The sequence below is a fragment of the Haloferax sp. Atlit-10N genome (genome assembly GCF_003586325.1).
GTDB lineage: Archaea > Halobacteriota > Halobacteria > Halobacteriales > Haloferacaceae > Haloferax > Haloferax prahovense.
Window position 1 is genome coordinate 116618 of record NZ_PSYX01000002.1, and the last position, 17619, is coordinate 134236.

Consider the following 17619-nt stretch of genomic DNA (forward strand, 5'->3'; position numbering starts at 1 on the left):
CCGCCGCGTTCGTTCAGTAGTCGCCGCCGCGAGTGGCGTCCCCGTCTCGCTCCCACCACGGCGTCGGGAGCGTTTCGCGGGGGAGCGGCAGGTGCCCGTGGCCGAGCGTCCCGAGGACATCCGTCTCGTCGCCGTCGAGAGCGACCCGGACGGTCGGCGCGAGCGTGCCGCCGAACCGGCGCTGCTGTTCTTCGGGTGGGAGGAGTCCCACGTCGTCGAGGCTCGGTCGGTCGTAGTCGAAGTAGTTGAAGAACGACGAGACGAGGAGGTCGTCGCCGTGGTCGTAGACGAGCCACGAGTACGCCTGGAAGGGCGCGCCTTTCGGGTTCGTGAGAACCATCCCGTGGCCGTTCAGGGGTTCGTAGTCGCCCGCGAGGTCGTCGGCGACGAACCCGTAGAGGGCATCGTAGCCCGTCAGGCCGGGCGCGAACGTGTGGACGTGGCTGGAGACGAACAGGTGGTACGTCCCGTCGCGGACGACGAGGTGCGGGCGCTCCAGTTCCTGATTGACGCAGACGGCGTCGAGAAGCGGCGGCCGGAGTTCGAAGTCGGTCGGGTCGCCCGTCGGCGAGTGGGCGATGCCGACGCTCCCGTTGAACTCCTCCCAGACGGGGTCGTCGCACTCGCCGGCACCCTCGGGGACGGGCGTGTTCGCCTCGAAGAGGAGGTACGTCTCGCCCGACGCGGGGTCCTCGAAGAACCACGGGTCGCGGAAGGTGTATATCATCCCGCGCGACTGGTCCTCGCGCTCGTACCAGTCGCCGTCCGGCGTGAGGATGATTCGGTGGTCCCACGACCCCTCGATGCTGAATCCGGCGTCGTCGGTGCGGACGGTCCCCCCGGTGGCGACTGCGATGCGCTGGGTGTAGGTCAGTTCCTCGGCGCCGTCCTCTCCGGCCGCGGTGTAGTAGAGATAGACGTCGCCGCCGTCGCCGTCCGGGTCGTACATCGCCGACCCGGCCCACTGACGCTGGCCGAGCGCGCCGCCGTCGAAGACGACGCCGCCGGTGGTCCACTCCTCGCCGTCCCGGGAGTAGAAGTAGCGAATCGTCGCCACGTCGTGGCGCTTGCCGGGGAGGAGGTCCGCCGACGACGTCAGCGAGAAGACGACGCGGTAGCCGTCGATTTCGGCGACGGAGCCGTCGCGGTTCCGGAGGAACCACGTGTCCCAGATGTGCAGGTCGTCGTCCAGTCGCTCGTCCGGGGGGTAGATGACCGGCGCGACGTTCGAGTCGTCGCGGCGGAGGCTTTCGGCGTGTTCCCGCGTCCACGCCGGAATCCCTTCTCTGAATTTTTCACTCATTATCGTGTAAACTCGGGCAACTGTGATAGGTTTCACCATTCGTGTCACCCATCGGAGAGACGCCCCACTCGGTCCGTTTCGGGTTCCGTTCGCCACTAGCGACGGGCCGAACCTGTCTCATCAGACACGCACCAGACGCCCGAAACCAGCTAATATTGCCCGGAGGAGGCCTGACGCGGGGTTCGCACAACCGAATCCCTTTGAATCTCGACGGCTTACGACGGTGCAATGACGAAGGTCCACGTTTCGCTTCCGGCGGACGCCGAGGAAGGCCTCCAGGCGTTCATCGACGAGGTCGACGGCCGCCTCGCCTCGGACGAAGACACCTGCACGGTCGTTCGGGACACCCTCGTCGACCTGTTCGGCGACCGCGAGGCGTGGGAGCGCTGGCAGAACGGCAAGCCTGTCTCGCCCGCGACGCGGGTCCGACTGCAGGGGTACGACCCTTGCAACGCGACGCTCGAAGCCGAGTACTACGCCGAGAAGGACGACGAGAAGTTCAAGCGCTCGAAGCACCTCCAGTGGCTCTGGCGGCAGTTCGACGCGACGCCGATGGCCGACAACGTCGCCTTCGCCCTCCGATTCCGACAGATGCTCGCCAACCACCTCTTCGAGGAGGCCGGAGACAGCCTCCGCATCTTCAAGGGCGTCACCTTTTCGTACGGCCACAACATCTCCGTCGGCGACAACACGGTCATCCACGACGACGTGCACCTCGACGACCGCGGGAAACTCACCATCGGCGACCGCGTCTCCATCTCCGACAGCGTCCACATCTACAGCCACTCCCACGACACCGTCGACCAGACCGAGGTCAGAAACTACCACACGACCGTCGGCGACGACGCGCGCATCACCTACGACGCGATGGTGAACGCCGGCGTTTCGGTCGGCGAGAACGCCATCGTCGGGGCCCGGTCGGTCGTGCAGGGTGACGTGCCCGCCCACCACATCGCAGTCGGCTCGCCCGCCAAGAGCGTGAAAGTAAAGCCCGGCTTCGAGGACGCGGCCGAACCGCTCGACGTCGGCGGCGAGCGCCGCGCCGACGAGCGCGAGATTCCCTACGAGCTCCCCGACGACCTCGACGCCTTCGACGAGTTCGACCGCGACCTCGACGGACCGGTGGATTCTCACCGACGCGAGTAACTCCTTTTTCAGTGCGAGACCGCCGCGCCGGCATCGCCCGCGACCACCGTCGAGAGCGTCAGCAGACCCGTTCGACCGAAGAACCGATATAGCATGCTAACGTAAGTCAATGTGTGATGGACATCTGGGGTTGGATCGTCGTCTACGCCCTCGGGCTGACCCTGCTCCAGCTCCTGGTCTATCGGTACCTCGTCAACGGCGGTGAGCCGACGATGGGCGAGGGGGCCGGTCGGGACTCCGCCCGGACGGACCGCTACGCCCACCCCGAAATCGCGGCGTCGTTCGACGACGGCTCGCAGGCCGGCGTGCAGACGACGCCGACGGGCGAGCGCATCTGCCCGAACTGCGGGGTCGAAAACGAGGCCGACACCACCTTCGACCTCTGCTGGAACTGCACCCGACGGCTCCGGTGACGACTCGCGGCCGAGCCCGTTTTACCAGCCCTCGACTAACTACGCGTATCATGGCCGACGACGACGAACTCCACGGCGAAATCGACGCGCTGGCCCGCGACATCGAGCGGGCGATTCTCGAATTCGACTCGGCCCTCGAACGCCACGCGATGCTTCGGCAGACCGCCCGTGAGCCAGTGTTTCGCTCCGAATCGCCGGAGCTCGACGACGTGCAGAACCTGTTTTTCTGAGCCGGTGAGGCGGGTTACTGTTCGAAGAAAGTGAGCAGCAACGCGACGGCGATGTAGACGCCCGCACCGAGCAGCGCGAGCGGGGCCGGCTGACCGGTCCAGCCGACTGCGTCGGTGTACATCTGGAACGTGAGTAACAGCGCGAGCACCATCAGCCAGCGCCGAATCGACAGGAGGGCCGCTTCGATTTCCATGTCGTTCCGTTCGAACAACTGTCAGTAAAACCGGCTGTTCGCCGACCGGGAGTCCCGCGAGCGACGGTAGGAAGCGAGCCGACCGGGACTGAGCAAACCGAAGGTTTGCGAAGGTTGGTCGGCAAACGACCGCAGGGAGTACCGTGAGTGAAACGAACGGTACGTCGGTGAGACTCTGTCTCACCGGAAATGCGCCGACCGGGAATTGAACCTGAGCCAGACGTTCCTCCTCGCGTTGCTCGTCGGCTGCGACTGGCAGGGTTCAGATTCCCTGCGAATTTCGTCTCACTACGTTCGACAGAAATGCGCCGACCGGGAATTGAACCTGAGCCAGACGTTCCTCCTCGCGTTGCTCGTCGGCTGCGACTGGCAGGGTTCAGATTCCCTGCGAATTTCGTCTCACTACGTTCGACAGAAATGCGCCGACCGGGAATTGAACCTCACTCGCAACGCTCCGCGTTGCTCGCTGCTTCAATTCCCTCGGGGCGTATCTCTTCACGCCACGGGACTCGGAGCCGTTCGGCTCCTCGTCTGGTTCCGTTCAGAAGATGCGCCGACCGGGAATTGAACCCGGGCTCCGAGCTTGGGAAGCTCGTGTCCTACCACTGGACCATCGGCGCGCTTCGCTTGCGCCCCTGACTCGACCTCGCTCCGCTCGGTCGACCATCGGCGCTCATTGCATTCGCCCCGTGGCTGACTTCACTTCGTTCAGTCACCCATCGGCGCTCACATTCTTCGCCCCGCGCGTTGTCTCACTCCGTTCGACAACACATCGGCGCGCTTCGCTTTGAACCGCTTTCCGAAGCAAAAATCCGTAGATTGCGGGGGCACTTGAACGTAGCGCTTCACCCCATCACAGCCCCGCGAAAACTGGACGGCCGTCCATTGTTTTCGCGTGACACGTGACTATTTGGGCCCCCGGTCCCAACCGGCGCTCATGACATCCGTCGACGTTCTCTCGGAGGACGCCCCGTTCGACCTCCTGTTCTCCGAAGCGGAACTCGAAGCGCACCGCGAACACATCACGACCTTCATCGAAGACACCGTCGAGGCCGCCGGAGCCGACGGGGCCGTCCTCGGCCTGTCCGGGGGCATCGACTCGACGCTCACCGCCTTCCTCGCCGTCGAGGCGCTCGGAAAGGAGAATCTCCACGGGCTCGTCATGCCGAGCGTGGCGAACGCCGAGGACATGATGAGCGACGCCGAGGGGGTCGCCGAGATGCTGGGAATCGAGTACGACGTGGTCGAGATTCAGCCCATCGCCGAGACGTTCTTCGACACGTTCCCCGAGGCGGCCGACGACCGCATGGCCGCCGGGAACGTCTACGTCCGCACGCGGGCGGTGCTCAACTACTTCGTCGCCAACCACGAGAACCGCATCGTGCTCGGGACGGGCAACCGCGCCGAGGCGATGACCGGCTACTTCACGAAGTACGGCGACCAGGCGGTCGACTGCAACCCCATCGGGAACCTCTACAAACAGCAGGTCCGCCAGCTGGCCGCCCACGTCGGCGTGCCGGAGGAACTCGTGTTACAGACGCCCTCGGCCGAGATGTGGTCCGGCCAGACCGACGAGGGCGAACTGGGGCTCACCTACGACGCGCTCGACGCGATTCTCGCGCTCCACGTGGACGGCCCGCTCTCGAAGTCCGCGACGGTCCGCCACCTCGGCGTGACCGAAGCACAGGTCGACCGCGTGGTCGACCTCGTCGCGGGGAGCGCCCACAAGCGGTCGATGCCGCCCGCGCCGTCGGCGCTCGACGTGTAACCAGCCGTCGAATCGCTCCGTTCGCAGCACTCACTTTTCGCGCGACGCCGCGATGTCGTCGACGTTCGCCCGGTGAAGCTCGGCGAAGCCGGCGGCTTCGCGTTCGAGTCGCGCCTCCCGCCCGTCGCGGTCGCGCAGTCGTTCCTTGATGATTCGGAGCGACCGATGGTCGTTGTCGGCCATCGAGGCCGCGACCGCGCGCGGGTCGTCGACGATTCGGGAGACGAGGCCCATTCGGAGCGCCTCGTCGGCGTCGACGACGCGACCCGAAAGCGAGAATTCGAGGGCGTGACCCTCGCCGACGACCCGCGGGAGGCGGACGGTCCCGCCCCACGCGCCGAACAGCCCGAGTCGGACGCCCGGTTCGCCGAGGGTCGCCCGCGGGGTGGCCACCCGCACGTCGCAGGCGAGCGCGAGTTCGACGCCGCCGCCGCGGGCCGCGCCGTCGATGCCGGCGACGACGACCGATTCGGCGGCTTCGATGGCGTCGGCGACTCGTTGGCCCCGTTTTGCGAACGCCTCGGGGTCGTCGAGGTCGGCGACGCTGTCGAGGTCCGCGCCGGCGCAGAACGCCGGGCCGCTCCCCCGGAGGAGGACCACCGGCGCGTCGGCCTCGATGACCGCGGTTTCGAGGGCGTCGAGGTCGGTCGGTCTGAGCGCGTTCCGCCGCGCCGGGCGGTCGATGGTCACGACCCGGAGGTCGCCGTCGTCCGTCGTCCGTATCATACGCCCGTTGTGCCGTGGTTTTCCAAAGGTCTTTGCCCTCCCAACCGTAAGTCTCGGCCGATGGACGACGCCGTGCGAGCCCGCGAGGCCGCGCGCGAGGCCCTCTCCGATATCGAGCCCGAGGCCCTCCGTGCGGCGCTGGACGAACGCCTCGACGCCGCCTCCCTGACGCCGGCAGTGCTCACGTTCGTGAGCGCGCGGGCCGTCGAACCGAAGGTCGACCTGAACGGGATGGCCTCCCGCGCGGCCGGAGTGCAACTCATCTACGAGGGCCTCCGGCTCACCCGGTCGCTCGCCCACGACGAGCCGTGGACGCATCTCGAGAGCCCCGAGGAGGACACCGACGCCGACCTCGACATCCTCGCGGCGGACGTGCTCGTCTCGCGCGGCTTCTACCTCCTCGCTCGAACCGAGGCCGCCGACCACGCCGTCGAGACGGTTCGCGCCTTCGGCCGCGACCAGACTCGCCGCCGCTCGGCAGACGAAGCGGCACGCCCGAAGCTCGACGGCGAACTCGAAGTGAACATCTGCACGCTCGCTGTCGTCGCCGGCACCACGGCCGTCGGCTCGGCCCCGCCGACCGCCCTCGTGGAGTACGCCGCCGGGCTGGCCGATACCCACGACGGCGACTTCCCCCCGGCCGACGAGACCGTCTCCGAGGGGACCGTCGAGCGCATCGCGGCCCTCTACCGAGGCGGCGGTGGCGACGACGCGGTTACCTCCGCGGCGGACCGCTAATCGACATACGCTACCACGGTTCCGGGTCGGTTCGAATCGAAACCCCTAAAGAGTAACCCGGACAACCAAGGAATGCCTGCCTGGGTAGCTTAGCGGTAAAGCGCGTCCTTGGTAAGGACGAGACCCCGGGTTCAAATCCCGGCCTAGGCTCTTCTCGAAATCCAACTGTTGAGAGAGGCGTCTCGTCGCCGAGCAGTTGTTGGATTCCAGTTGAGACTGACACGTCTCACTCGCACGCTCATTCCTCCCAGTCCCACCACTCTCCACGACTCGCAGAACCCAGCACGTTCGCCTTCGCATACCGCCCAGCCTCGTCCTCGGTCAACGCCGTCGCCCACGAGACCCGCTCGCCCTCTGCACCCGGGCCTCGACTGTCGTACTCCGCGTATTCGACCGTCTCCTCGGCTTCCGGGCGCGACCAGTTGTGCCAGCCGGCGGGGATGACGTGCGAGTCCATCCGCGCGCGAATAAACGCGGTCCGGGCGTGATTCCGCCACGGCCGGCCGAGATACACCTCGGAAACGTCGGGGTCGGCGGTCAGTTCGCAGTCGAGAAAGACGAAGCCGAAGGGCTCGTCCGCCGGCGTCGAGGCCGCCGTCACGTACGAGTCGGCTTTCGAGTGGACGCGGCAGTCCTCGAAGACGGCGGTCGCACCGCCGAAAATGAAGTCGGTCGTCCCCTCGACGTAGCAGTCCGAGAAGTACTGGCACGCCCCCTCGCCGGCGGCGTAGATGGTGTCTTGGTGGCCGAGGAAGCGACAGTTCTCGAAGACCGCCCGGTCGGCATCCACGTGGAGCGAAACGGCCTGTCCGACCGGGCCGGCGCTGTTCTCGACGGTCAGGTCGCGGGCACGGAAGTCGTTGCCGCGGACCTTCAGCGTGTAGGTGAAGAAGGTGCTGTTGCGCCCGCGGTCGATTTTCTCGAAGTGGTCGTCGTGGGTGATGACCGTCCCCTCGGCGCTCTCGCCGACGAGGGTGATGTCGGGGTTCCACGCGTGGACTTCGACCTTCTCGTCGTACACGCCGTCTCGGACGAGAATTCGGATTCGCTCCGGCGGGAACGACTTCGCACCGTCGATGGCGGCCTGAATCGTCTCGTAGTCGCCGGTGCCGTCCTTCGCGACGACGTAGTCGTACTCGTCGGGGTCGTCGGCCTCGGCGAGCGTACCGAGCAGTCCGACGGCGACGCCGAGCGAAATCAACGCGAGGATGAGAGGCGCGAGCATGGCACGTACGTAACGTGCCGCCGATATACGCTTGGGGGATAGCGGAGGAACTCACGGTCGGGCTGGGAACGGGAACGGGAACGGGAACGGGAACGGGCCACCGCTTACCCGCAGCACCCCACACGAATGTTCACGATAGACATTTACACGCACGCGATGTCGCACTGAGTCATGAGACGGCTTTCGCGGTTCGGACCGACCCGCGTCCGGTGGGCGCTCTGGGCGCTCCTGACGACGGGCTTTCTCCTCGTCAGCTTTCATCGCGTCACCTCGGCGGTCCTCGCCGACGACCTCGCGCGGACGTTCGACACGACCGGCGCGGAGCTCGGCATGCTCCACGCCTCCTTTTTCTACATCTACGCCGGCCTGCAGCTCCCGGCGGGCATCCTCGTGGACCGCGCGGGGTCGCGCCGAGTCGCCGCCGGTGGACTCGCCGTGATGGCGCTCGGCGTCTTCGGCTTCGCGCTCGCGCCGACCTACGGGGTGGCGTTCGCCTCGCGGGCGCTCCTCGGCCTCGGCGGGAGCGTCCTCTACACGGCGACGCTTCGATTCCTCGCCAACTGGTACCGGCCGAACGAGTTCGCCACGATGACCGGGTGGACCGTCGCCGCGGCGGGCATGGGCGGCGTGCTGGCGACGACGCCGCTCGCGGTCGCAATCGACTCGGTCGGCTGGCGTTCGGTCCTCCTCGGGGTCGGCGTCGGCGGCGTCGGCCTCGCCGTCGTGACGTACCTCGCGGTCCGCGACCGGCCGCGAGACGCCGGATTCGAACCCCTCGACGGCGTCCGCCCGCCCGCGTCGTCGGTCGAACTCGGGACGGTCGTCGAGAACACGAGGCGCGTCCTCCGCGAGGGCGAGACGTGGCTGATGGGGACGATGCTGTTTCTGGTCTTGGGCACGAACTTCACCGTCACCGGCCTGTGGGGCGTGCCCTACATCGCCGACCTCTACGACGTGTCGGTCCGGACGGCGTCGCTTTTCGTCTTCGTCGGTAACGTCGGCTTCCTCCTCGGGTCGCCCGTCCTCGGGACGCTCTCGGACCGCATCGGCTACCGCACCGAACTCATCGTCGCCTCCTGTGTCGTCTTCACCCTCGCGTACGGACTCGTGTTCCTCCTCGTGACGCCGCCGCTCCTCGTGGTCGGCGTCCTGCTGTTCTCGGCGCTGTTCGTCATGGGCGGGGCCGTCATCGCCTTCACGGTCGCCAAGGAGCGCCACGACGCCACCGCGAGCGCGACGGTCACGGGCGCGATAAACAGCATGGGATACTTCGGCGCGGCGCTGTTTCCGGCGGTGATGGGTCTCGCCCTCGACGCCTACTGGACGGGCGAGACGGTGGCCGGCGCGCGGGTCTACACGCCGACCGGCTACCGCGTCGCGTTCGGCATCGCCACCGCCGCGGGCGTCGTCGCGGTGTGCTGTGCGTACCTGCTCCATCGGCGGGAGTCCCGTGCCGATGCGGCCCCGTCGCCGACCGCGAAACCGACCGACTGAGCCGCGCGTTCGCCGAGAACATAGCCACCTCAGCCGTCGTACCGCGCTAACACGAACGGGTACTGGCTCCCCAGCTCGTCGTCCACGACGAACTCCGCTTCGACCGCGAACCCGGTCGAATCGAGCGTCTCGTAGGTCTCGTCGATGTCGGGGAAGCTCCAGCGCATCTCGACGCCGCTGTCGAGCCAGTCGGGGTTCGACCCGGTCCACGCCTCGCCGCCGACGGTCGAAAGCAGGGTGCCGCCGGGCCGGAGGACGCGGGCGAACTCCGCGAACACCCGCTCGTGTTCGGCCACCGGAACGTGGATGACGGAGTAGAACGCGCAGACGGCGTCGAAGGAGTCCGACCGGACCGGAAGCGCGGTCATGTCTCCCTGTGCGAACCGCGCCGCCGGCACGTCTCGGCGGGCGCGGCGCAGTTGCTCGCGGGAGAAGTCGACGCCGACCACGTCGAAGTCGGCCGCGAGGGCGTCCGTCACGGGCGTTCCCTGCCCGCAGCCGGCGTCGAGCACCCGCGCGTCCGGGTCGAGGGCGTCGGCAAGTTCGTCGAGCACCGCGGGTGCGTCGTCGCTCCGCTGGTCGAGGTAGTCGTCGGCAAGGCGGTCGTACGCATCTCTGACGGCGCATCGTTGGTCTGTCATTCTGGAACTCGGGTGAGTTCGACCGCGCGGCCGTCAGATAAGTGTCTTGTCCCGGTCGGCCCTCTCGCGGGCTGTCGGGTCGAGACGCAAGCGACGCTGAAAAAACGGAGAATCGGCGGTCGAGACGCCTCGAAAACGGGAGTCGCTTACCGGAGGTCGCGGACGAACCGCTCCGGCACGTAGTCGACGACGTGGTCGGGTATCGCCGCGACGGCGGTCTCCGCGATGGCGACCATCGGTTTCCGGAGCAGGACGTAGACGCCGGAGACGGCGACCGCGGCGATGACGAGCGTCTCCGCGAGGCCGTCGAAGGCGAGGACCGGCGGGACGGCAAAGGCGAGCGTCAGCGCGAGGTCCTCGGGCGCGCCGTCGTAGCGAATCAGGCGCTTCGGAGCGAGCCACCGGCCGTTCCAGTGGTCGTAGACGGCGCGCTCGGAGGTGCCGAGCCACGGCTTGAGTTCGAGGCCGCCGCCGAGCACGTCGGACGCGGAGTGGAGCGCGGCCGCCGCGAGGAACAGCGCGACGGCGAGCGTCGTGGTCGTCGGGTTCAGCGCGGCGACCGCTACCGCGGGCACGGCGAGCGCGCTGAAGTACACGGGGAAGTGGAGGGTCTTCCGGTGGCCCGCGTACAGATCGAAGTCGGGGAACAGGCCGCCGAGTGCGGCCGCGAGCACCGGGAGCATCCCGGCCTCGGGGACCAGCGCCCACACGGCGGTGCCGAGGACGACACCCGCGAGGGCGTGAGTGGTGGCCATCATCGATGGGGCGTATGCAATCTGGAGGAAAAACGATGTCGGTGGTCGTGCTAGCTAGACTCACGGTCGAATTTAGGCTGCTCAGGTCGTAGCACACCGCGATGGTCCCCAGTCGAATCGAGCGACTCGCGGGGCGGGCGATTCAGGCCATCATCGTGTGTATCTTCCTCGTCGGTCTCTACACGCGGAACCTGAGCGTCACCGTCAACGCCGTGCTCGCGCTGGCGGCGACGTTCCTCCCCGCGGTGCTCCGCCGCGACTGGCAGATTCGACTCCACCCGCTTCTCGGCCTCTGGCTGGCGTTGGCGGTGTTGCTCCACGCCATCGGCATGCTCGGCCCGTACCACTACATCGACTGGTGGGACCACGTCACCCACACGCTCTCGGCGACCGTGGTCGCGGCGGTCGGCTACGTCACCGCGCGGGCCGTCGACGAGTACACCGAGACCGTCTACCTCCCCGACCGCTTCATGTTCGTCTACATCCTGCTTTTCACGCTCGCGGCCGGCGTGTTCTGGGAGGTACTTGAGTTCGGTGCGCGACTCGCCGCCGACGCCGTCGGCTCGGAGGCCGTCCTCGTTCAGTACGGTCTCGACGACACTATCGTCGACCTCGTCTTCGATACGGTCGGCGCGGTGCTCGTCGCCCTCTTCGGGACGCCGTCACTCGCGGACACCATCGATTCGGTCACGGAGCGACTCGAACGGACTCGACCCTGACGGGGGCCATCTTTTAGCCATCCGGTGTGCATACTACTACCATGAAATTCGTTATCGTTGGCTACGGCCGCGTGGGCTCGCGGACCGCCCGCGTGCTCCGGGAGGAGGGCCACGACGTGACGGTCGTCGACAACAACGACAAGAAAGTCGACCGCGCCCGCGACGAGGGCTTCGAGGCGGTTCTCGGCGACGGCGGGACCGAAAGCGTCCTGCGGGAAGCGGGCGTCGAGGGCGCAGACGCCGTCGGCGGGCTGACCGGCGACCCGAACATCAACTTCGCGGCCTGCATGCTCGGAAAAGAGTACGACTGCCGGACGGTCATGCGCATCAGCGAGGACTACCGCCAGGAGATTTACGAGCGCTACGCCGACGACGTGGACGAGATTATCTACCCCGAACGCCTCGGCGCGGCCGGCGCGAAGACGGCGCTCCTCGGCGGCGACTTCAACGCCATCGGCGACCTCACCGACCAGCTCCGACTGACGACGGTAACCGTCCCCGACGGCGCACCCATCGTCGGCGACCACGTCGCCAACATCGACCTCGGCGCGGACGGTCGCGTCTACGCCCACGGCCGGGAGCGCGAGCCGATGACGATTCCGCTTCCGGGGACCGTCGTCGAACCCGGCGACCAACTCGCGCTGCTCACGGAGCGAAACGCGTTGGAACGGGTTCGGTCGAAACTACTCGGCTGACGCCGCGCCGACGTTCGCGGGTCGAAAGGCTTCTCTGCGGTGTAATTTGTTTCGGAAAACAGCGCCGTGGTGGCGGCGCCGCATGTCGTACCGGGGGAACCAGAACGACGATGGTGGTGGTGGTTTTCGTGCCGGGCGCGCCGGTGGGAGGATGGGAACTGAGGCCGAGTGCGCGCCCCATACTCGGGTACGTACGGGGAACCTTAAATCTGCGTCAGACAGGGGTCACACGCTATCTACGTGCAATATCTGCTGTTATACCGCGGTCGTTGCGCCCCGCCAATCGCCCCGCACTCAGTAGACGAGTTTCCCCTCGACGAACTGGCGGACCCGGTCGTCGTCCGGCGACCCGAACACCTCGTCGGTTGGTCCCGATTCGATACACGTCCCGCCGAGGATGACGGCCGTCCGGTCTGACACCCGCCGGGCCTGTTGCATGTCGTGAGTCGCGAGTGCGACGGCGATGCCGCGGTCCCGTGCCGCCCGCATCGCAGACTCGATGGCGGCGGTGTTCCGCGGGTCGAGGTTCGAGGTCGGTTCGTCCAGCAGTAACACGTCCGGGTCGGGTGCGAGCGCCCGCGCGATGGCGACGCGCTGGGCCTCGCCCGCCGACAGCGACCCGGCGTCACGGTCGACCTTGTCGAACATCCCGACGGTCCGAAGCGCCTTTTCGACCGTGTCCGACGGCTCGTCGCGGCCGAACAGCCCTTCGACCGCGTCGCGGATGCGAGCCGACCACGACCGGCGGACTCGGAGGCCGTAAGAGACGTTCTCTTCGACCGTCGTCGAGAAGAGACTCCGCGTCTGGAACGCCATCCCGATTCGCCGTCTGACCGCCAGTCGGCGCGCTTCGGGGAGGTCCCATACGTCGTCGCCGCCGACTTCGACCGTCCCCTCGTCGGGACGCTCGAACATGGCGAGCAGTCGGAAGAGCGTCGTCTTGCCCGTCCCCGAGGGGCCGACGACGGCGAGAATCTCGCCCGGTTCGACGGCCAGCGAGATATCTTCCAGCACCGCGCCGTTGCCGAAGCCGTGGCCGAGGTCGTGAGCCGCGAGTCGGGTCCCGCCGCGCCCCGCCCCGTTCGACGCCGGGTCGGACGCGGCTGGTTCGTCGGCCCCGCCGACACCGGACCCGTCGGTGCCGGGTCTCTCGGCCGTCATCGCCCCCTCCCGTTCCGTCCGGGGGTCCGGTCGCGGAAGCGCGCGCCGAGGGCGTTCACGCCGAGGACGAGCGCGAGCAGGATGGCTCCGAGCGCGATGCCCGTCTCGATGTTCCCCTTCCGCGCCTCGACGGTGATGGCCGTCGTGAGCGTCCGGGTGAACGACGTGCTGTCCGAGAAGACGATGTTGCCGCCGACGATGAGGACGGAGCCAACCTCGCTGATGGCGCGGCCGTAGGCGGCCAGAAGCGCCGTGACGATGCCGTAGCGCGCCTCGCGGACGACCAACAGGGCGACGTCCGTCGAGGTGCCGCCGGCGGCGAAGGCGGCGTCTCTGAGGTCCTGTGGAACCGACTGGACCGCCGACAGCGAGACGCTCACGAGGACGGGGAGCGCGAGAATGGTCTGCGAGAGAATCATCGCCTCGGGCGTAAACAGCAGGTCGAACGTCCCGAGCGGTCCCGAGCGGGACAGCGCCAAGAGGACGACGAGGCCGACGACGACGCTCGGAAAGCCCATCCCCGTCGAGATGACGGAGGTGACGACCGACTTCCCGTAGAAGTCGCGGAACCCGACCGCCAGCGAGATTGGGAGGCCGAGCGCGGCGCTCAGCGCGACCGCCGCGGTGCTCACGTACAGCGAGACGGCCGTGATGCTGACGAGGTAGGTGAGGTTCAGGTCGCCGAGGGCGAACACGGGCGGTGGTGGGGTCCGACCGGACTAAAAGTCCTCGGGGACGTGCTGTGTCACCCACGACTCGAACTGCGCGTCGGAGACCGACGCCGACGACGAGGCGTTCTCCCCGCCGTCGTAGTTCTCGGGGACGTACTGGCCGAACTGCGGCCCCTCCGAGAGCGCGTTGGGGAAGAACAACTGCGACCCGTTAGCCGTGTAGTTGCTGATTATCTCTTGGCCCTCGGGGCTCGTGAGGAAGCCGGCGTACGCCATCGCCAGCGAGTAGTTCACGTCGGGGTACTTCGCGGGGTTGACCGGGATGACGCCGTAGGGATTCTTCAGGATGGTCGGGCCGCCCTTGAGCGGGCCCTGGACCTGGATTTCGAGGTCGATGTTGTCCTGCGTCGCGAGGAACGTCCCGCGGTCGGAGAGCGTGTACGCGCCCGACTGGTCGGCCTGCACGAGCGTGTCGCCCATGCCTTTGCCGATTTCGCGGTACCACGTCCCCGACGGCTCGACGCCGGCGGCCTCCCAGATGAGCAGTTCCTTCTTGTTCGTCCCGGAGTCGTCGCCGCGGGAGACGAACGTCGCCTCGGCGTCCGCGATAGTCGCGAACGCGTCGGCCGCGCTCTCCATCCCCGAGCTGCCCGCGGGGTCGTCCGCCGGCCCGACGACGACGAAGTCGTTGAACATCACGTCGCGGCGGTTGACGCCGTAGCCCTCTCGGAGGAACTCGTCTTCCGCGCCGCGGGCGTGGACGAGAATCACGTCGGCGTCGCCGTTCCGCGCCGTCTCGATGGCCGCGCCGGTTCCCTGCGAGATGGTCTTCACGCGGGCGTTGAACTTCTCTTCGAACACCGGGTTCAGCGCGTCGAGCAGGCCCGTGTCGTAGGTGCTCGTCGTCGTCGCCAGCGTCAGTTCCTGCGTCGCGCCGCTCCCGCTTTGGCTCTCTTCGGTTCCTTCCGCACCCCCGCCGTTCGCCTGCGGAGGGCTCGTGTCGCCCGTGCATCCACTCAGTCCGAGAATCGCGCCGACACCGGCCGCCTGTAAGAAACGCCGTCGCTCTATCGCCATGCATTGTGGTTTGCCGAACGCGGATTAACTGTTTCCCACGCAACGTAATCACAAATCCTTTCAATATCAGTGAATCGTAATGATTCGAGTCCGAAACCGGTTGCGTCGGATTCTTTTCGACCCGTCTCGTGGTGACGGACATGAGTTGGGAGTCGCTTTTCGCTCGCGCCGCCGCCTACGAGACGACCGAGGCCGACATCACCGAGGCGCTTCGCGCCCGCCGAGGTGACGATGTCTGAGACGGAGCCCTCGCCCGCGCGGGTCGTCGCCGACGCCGACGTGCTCGCGGCCGACCTCCTCGCCGACGGCCCCGCCAGAGCGGCGCTCGACCACCTCCGCCGGCACTCGTGGACGACGCTCGTCGCCAGCGACCCGCTTCTCGACGACGCCGAGGCGGTCGTCTCGTCGCTCGCGGACGCCGACCTCGCGGCTGACTGGCGCGAGAAGGTCGAGTCGTGGGTCGAACTCGTCTCCCACCCGGACGGTGACAACCCCGCGCTGGCGTCGGCCTACCGCGGCGGCGCGATGCACCTCCTCACGTTCGACGACCGCCTCAGTTCGGCGCAGGCGGGCGCGGCGCTCGGCGGTCGCTTCCCCGTCAGCGTCCGACACCCGAAGGCGTTCGCGACGCTGTTCGCGCCGGAGAGTCTCTACGTCGAGGTCGAAGGCGGGTCGTACCCCGGTCCGGACCGCGACCCGCGGGCGTAGACGCCGGCCGCCCGCCCGACGGCTCAGTCGCCGTTGACGATTCGAGTCACCGCGAAGATGGCGAGAACGGTCACGAGACCGAAGGCGAGGGCGACGCCGAGGCTCCGGGAGGCGTCGCCGAAGAACACCGCGATGGCGGCGAAGACGGCGATGCCGTAGCCGCTCGCCGCGCCGGCGGCGACGACGTTCGCTCGGTTCATGCGTCTCCGTAGGCGCTCGCCGACCCTGAGTGTGAACCCCCGCGATTGTGGGGAGTGGCGGGAGCGGCTCTCGCGGGGCGTGTGCTGTCGATACCGTTGGAGGGGCCGATGGCGAGCCCGACGGGCTCGTCGTAGTCGGGGAACATCGTGGCTAATGTGTCACCGCCGAACGTATCAACCTGTTTGCTTGCGAACTAGTTTCGACAGTAGTTCCCGTCGTCGGTGGTCCCGGCGCGCTCGACGGTACAGCCGAGCGATTCGAGTTTCGCCGCGGCCGCCGTTACGTCGTCCTCCCGGACGAGCACGTGGTCGGTCGAGTACGCCGACAGCGCGAATATCGAGATGTCCTCTTCGGCGAGCGCGCCCGCCACCTGCGCCAGAAAGCCGACGAGTTCGAACGGCAGGACCATCTCGAAGGAGAGTCGCTTCCAGCCCCGCTCGACTTCGACGGCGGACGCCTCGTCGACGCACTCTTCCTCGACGACGACGGTCGTCTCGTTCTTGTCTCGAATCGTCGCGAAGGCGTCTGGGTCGCCCCGCTCGGCCTTGACGACCGCGTAGGTCGCCGCCGAGACGATGACGGTCCCGCCCTCGAAGAAGTCGCTCGGGTCCATGCGGTTCGGGGTTGCGCCGGCGAGGTAAACGTAGCGGTCGGTGGGGTGGTCGTGGCGGCTCCCGCTCACTCGGTTCGTCCGATGGCGGACGCCTTACTGACGTTCGACGAACTTCCGTCGGACGCTTCGCGCCCGACGGCGTTTGCTTCGCTACCGCTCGGCGTACCACGTCGCGAACTTCGCTAACGCCCGCCCGCGGTGGGAGATGCCGTTTTTCTCCTCGGCGCTCAGCTCCGCGAACGTCGCACCGTCGTGCTCGAAGATGGGGTCGTAGCCGAAGCCCCCCTCGCCGCGCGGCGGGACGATGCGGCCGTTGACGCTCCCCGTAAACAACTTCACCGGGAGCGTCTCCGTCTCCTCCGCGTCTTGTTCCGCGCCGCGGGCGGCCGCCACGGTCCGGTCGTCGCGGTCTATCGGGTCCGGACTCGCCTCGAAGGCCTCGCCGTCGCAGTACGCGAGGACGCAGCGGAACGAGGCTCGACGGGGCTCGTCGAGTTCGGCCGCGGCCAGCCGGTGGACTGCCTCGACGCCGAGGGTGTCCTCGACGTACGAGGAGTACGGGCCGGGAAAGCCCTCGAAGCCGTCAATAAAGAGACCGGCGTCGTCCACGAGCACCGGTTCGTCGGCGTAGCGGTAGGCCTCACGCGCGCCGTGCGCCGCGATGGGACCGAGCTCGGACGCCTGTACCTCGGTGTAGTCGAAGTCGAGTTGGGTCACGTCGTCGTCGAGGTACGAGAGCGCCTCGCGGACCTTCCCCGCGTTCGTGGTGACGTATCGGAGCATGCCCGCCCCTCCGCGGGCGGACGTGGAAAAGTCGTCGGTGTCGGTCGCTTCGCCTCAGTCGACGATGACTTCGACGGGGCCGTCGTCGGCCTCGGCCTCTTCTTCGGACTCTTCCGCCTTCTGTCGCTCGTTCCAGAGGAGGCCCCCGGCGACGAGGAGGACGACCCACGACCGCCAGCTCGCGAGATTCAGGGTGTAGCCGATGCCGAAGGGCTTCTCGACCAGCATGCCCTTACCGGGCTGCCAGTACGACGAGAGCAGTCGGCCGGCGCTCGGGCGCTCGAAGTTGTACGGGATGCCGAAAAGCGTTCCGCGCTGCGGTTTGTCTGCCATGTGAGACGAATACGCCGGCTCGGGA

General features: G+C 67.7%; 22 protein-coding genes and 2 tRNA genes. 10 read left to right on the top strand and 14 right to left on the bottom strand.

Annotation, left to right across the window (positions count from 1 at the left end; genetic code table 11):
- Positions 1 to 13: 13 nt before the first annotated feature.
- Positions 14 to 1303, bottom strand: a complete 1290-nt coding sequence (locus C5B91_RS07680; protein ID WP_115819751.1) for a glycoside hydrolase family 68 protein — start codon at positions 1301 to 1303, stop codon at positions 14 to 16.
- Between the two features lie 228 nt (positions 1304 to 1531).
- Between C5B91_RS07680 and C5B91_RS07685 the strand changes: the two genes are divergently transcribed.
- The 3 genes from C5B91_RS07685 to C5B91_RS07695 all read left to right on the top strand — a co-directional run bounded on the left by C5B91_RS07685 (position 1532) and on the right by C5B91_RS07695 (position 3092).
- Positions 1532 to 2449 carry an acyltransferase gene (locus C5B91_RS07685; RefSeq protein ID WP_008096526.1) on the top strand — a complete coding sequence of 306 codons (918 nt, stop codon included), beginning with the start codon at positions 1532 to 1534 and terminating at the stop codon, positions 2447 to 2449.
- A gap of 116 nt (positions 2450 to 2565) precedes the next feature.
- Entirely contained in the window at positions 2566 to 2862 is a 297-nt protein-coding gene (locus tag C5B91_RS07690) for a hypothetical protein (RefSeq protein WP_008096524.1), read from the top strand.
- A 50-nt stretch (positions 2863 to 2912) separates the two neighbouring features.
- The gene (locus tag C5B91_RS07695; protein ID WP_004976393.1) at positions 2913 to 3092 is read left to right on the top strand and encodes a hypothetical protein; all 180 of its coding nucleotides are present in this window, start codon (positions 2913 to 2915) and stop codon (positions 3090 to 3092) included.
- Positions 3093 to 3106: 14 nt separating this feature from the next.
- Here the strand turns inward: C5B91_RS07695 and C5B91_RS07700 are convergent, their stop codons facing one another.
- Entirely contained in the window at positions 3107 to 3286 is a 180-nt protein-coding gene (locus C5B91_RS07700; protein WP_049913676.1) for a hypothetical protein, read from the bottom strand.
- A gap of 549 nt (positions 3287 to 3835) precedes the next feature.
- Positions 3836 to 3906, bottom strand: a tRNA-Gly gene (locus C5B91_RS07705).
- 317 nt (positions 3907 to 4223) lie between these two features.
- On the opposite strand from C5B91_RS07705, the gene C5B91_RS07710 reads away from it, so the two are divergent.
- Positions 4224 to 5054: an NAD+ synthase gene (locus C5B91_RS07710; RefSeq protein ID WP_008096520.1), complete on the top strand. Its 831-nt coding sequence runs from the start codon at positions 4224 to 4226 to the stop codon at positions 5052 to 5054.
- 30 nt (positions 5055 to 5084) lie between these two features.
- On the opposite strand, the gene C5B91_RS07715 is transcribed toward C5B91_RS07710, so the two are convergent.
- Complete coding sequence (locus C5B91_RS07715) at positions 5085 to 5780, bottom strand: enoyl-CoA hydratase/isomerase family protein (RefSeq protein WP_115819750.1); 696 nt, start codon at positions 5778 to 5780, stop codon at positions 5085 to 5087.
- Between the two features lie 60 nt (positions 5781 to 5840).
- On the opposite strand from C5B91_RS07715, the gene C5B91_RS07720 reads away from it, so the two are divergent.
- Both C5B91_RS07720 and C5B91_RS07725 read left to right on the top strand, forming a co-directional pair.
- The gene (locus C5B91_RS07720) at positions 5841 to 6518 is read left to right on the top strand and encodes a hypothetical protein (RefSeq protein WP_004041762.1); all 678 of its coding nucleotides are present in this window, start codon (positions 5841 to 5843) and stop codon (positions 6516 to 6518) included.
- Positions 6519 to 6596: 78 nt separating this feature from the next.
- Positions 6597 to 6668, top strand: a tRNA-Thr gene (locus tag C5B91_RS07725).
- Between the two features lie 88 nt (positions 6669 to 6756).
- Here C5B91_RS07725 and C5B91_RS07730 read toward each other — a convergent pair.
- Positions 6757 to 7743: a pectinesterase family protein gene (locus tag C5B91_RS07730; protein ID WP_115819749.1), complete on the bottom strand. Its 987-nt coding sequence runs from the start codon at positions 7741 to 7743 to the stop codon at positions 6757 to 6759.
- A gap of 171 nt (positions 7744 to 7914) precedes the next feature.
- Here C5B91_RS07730 and C5B91_RS07735 point away from each other — a divergent pair, with 171 nt between their 5' ends.
- Positions 7915 to 9237, top strand: coding sequence for an MFS transporter (locus C5B91_RS07735; protein ID WP_008096516.1), 1323 nt, complete (start codon positions 7915 to 7917; stop codon positions 9235 to 9237).
- A gap of 29 nt (positions 9238 to 9266) precedes the next feature.
- Here the strand turns inward: C5B91_RS07735 and C5B91_RS07740 are convergent, their stop codons facing one another.
- Positions 9267 to 9878, bottom strand: a complete 612-nt coding sequence (locus C5B91_RS07740; RefSeq protein WP_008096515.1) for a class I SAM-dependent methyltransferase — start codon at positions 9876 to 9878, stop codon at positions 9267 to 9269.
- A gap of 146 nt (positions 9879 to 10024) precedes the next feature.
- A complete protein-coding gene (locus C5B91_RS07745) occupies positions 10025 to 10636 on the bottom strand; it encodes a metal-dependent hydrolase (RefSeq protein ID WP_172795736.1) in 612 nt (203 codons plus the stop codon).
- A 98-nt stretch (positions 10637 to 10734) separates the two neighbouring features.
- Here C5B91_RS07745 and C5B91_RS07750 point away from each other — a divergent pair, with 98 nt between their 5' ends.
- Together C5B91_RS07750 and C5B91_RS07755 are read left to right on the top strand one after the other, a co-directional pair.
- On the top strand, positions 10735 to 11352 hold the full coding sequence (locus C5B91_RS07750; RefSeq protein ID WP_049967411.1) for a hypothetical protein: 618 nt from the start codon (positions 10735 to 10737) through the stop codon (positions 11350 to 11352).
- Positions 11353 to 11393: 41 nt separating this feature from the next.
- Complete coding sequence (locus C5B91_RS07755) at positions 11394 to 12047, top strand: TrkA family potassium uptake protein (RefSeq protein WP_008096513.1); 654 nt, start codon at positions 11394 to 11396, stop codon at positions 12045 to 12047.
- 294 nt (positions 12048 to 12341) lie between these two features.
- Here the strand turns inward: C5B91_RS07755 and C5B91_RS07760 are convergent, their stop codons facing one another.
- From C5B91_RS07760 to C5B91_RS07770, 3 genes are read right to left on the bottom strand one after another with little or no spacing between them, the layout of a single operon-like run.
- Positions 12342 to 13208, bottom strand: coding sequence for a phosphate ABC transporter ATP-binding protein (locus C5B91_RS07760; RefSeq protein WP_049967412.1), 867 nt, complete (start codon positions 13206 to 13208; stop codon positions 12342 to 12344).
- Entirely contained in the window at positions 13205 to 13903 is a 699-nt protein-coding gene (locus C5B91_RS07765; RefSeq protein WP_004976378.1) for an ABC transporter permease, read from the bottom strand. The genes C5B91_RS07760 and C5B91_RS07765 overlap by 4 nt, the downstream gene beginning before the upstream one ends.
- A 24-nt stretch (positions 13904 to 13927) precedes the next feature.
- On the bottom strand, positions 13928 to 14956 hold the full coding sequence (locus C5B91_RS07770; RefSeq protein WP_115819748.1) for a substrate-binding domain-containing protein: 1029 nt from the start codon (positions 14954 to 14956) through the stop codon (positions 13928 to 13930).
- 231 nt (positions 14957 to 15187) lie between these two features.
- Between C5B91_RS07770 and C5B91_RS07775 the strand changes: the two genes are divergently transcribed.
- The gene (locus C5B91_RS07775; protein ID WP_115819747.1) at positions 15188 to 15664 is read left to right on the top strand and encodes a PIN domain-containing protein; all 477 of its coding nucleotides are present in this window, start codon (positions 15188 to 15190) and stop codon (positions 15662 to 15664) included.
- A gap of 23 nt (positions 15665 to 15687) precedes the next feature.
- Here the strand turns inward: C5B91_RS07775 and C5B91_RS22365 are convergent, their stop codons facing one another.
- The 4 genes from C5B91_RS22365 to C5B91_RS07790 form a co-directional block, all read right to left on the bottom strand.
- The gene (locus C5B91_RS22365; RefSeq protein WP_008096505.1) at positions 15688 to 15864 is read right to left on the bottom strand and encodes a hypothetical protein; all 177 of its coding nucleotides are present in this window, start codon (positions 15862 to 15864) and stop codon (positions 15688 to 15690) included.
- Positions 15865 to 16058: 194 nt separating this feature from the next.
- On the bottom strand, positions 16059 to 16478 hold the full coding sequence (locus C5B91_RS07780; RefSeq protein ID WP_115819746.1) for an ACT domain-containing protein: 420 nt from the start codon (positions 16476 to 16478) through the stop codon (positions 16059 to 16061).
- Between the two features lie 150 nt (positions 16479 to 16628).
- Positions 16629 to 17261 carry a non-canonical purine NTP pyrophosphatase gene (locus C5B91_RS07785; protein ID WP_115819745.1) on the bottom strand — a complete coding sequence of 211 codons (633 nt, stop codon included), beginning with the start codon at positions 17259 to 17261 and terminating at the stop codon, positions 16629 to 16631.
- A 54-nt stretch (positions 17262 to 17315) separates the two neighbouring features.
- On the bottom strand, positions 17316 to 17594 hold the full coding sequence (locus tag C5B91_RS07790) for a DUF5808 domain-containing protein (RefSeq protein ID WP_004976371.1): 279 nt from the start codon (positions 17592 to 17594) through the stop codon (positions 17316 to 17318).
- Positions 17595 to 17619 lie beyond the last annotated feature (25 nt).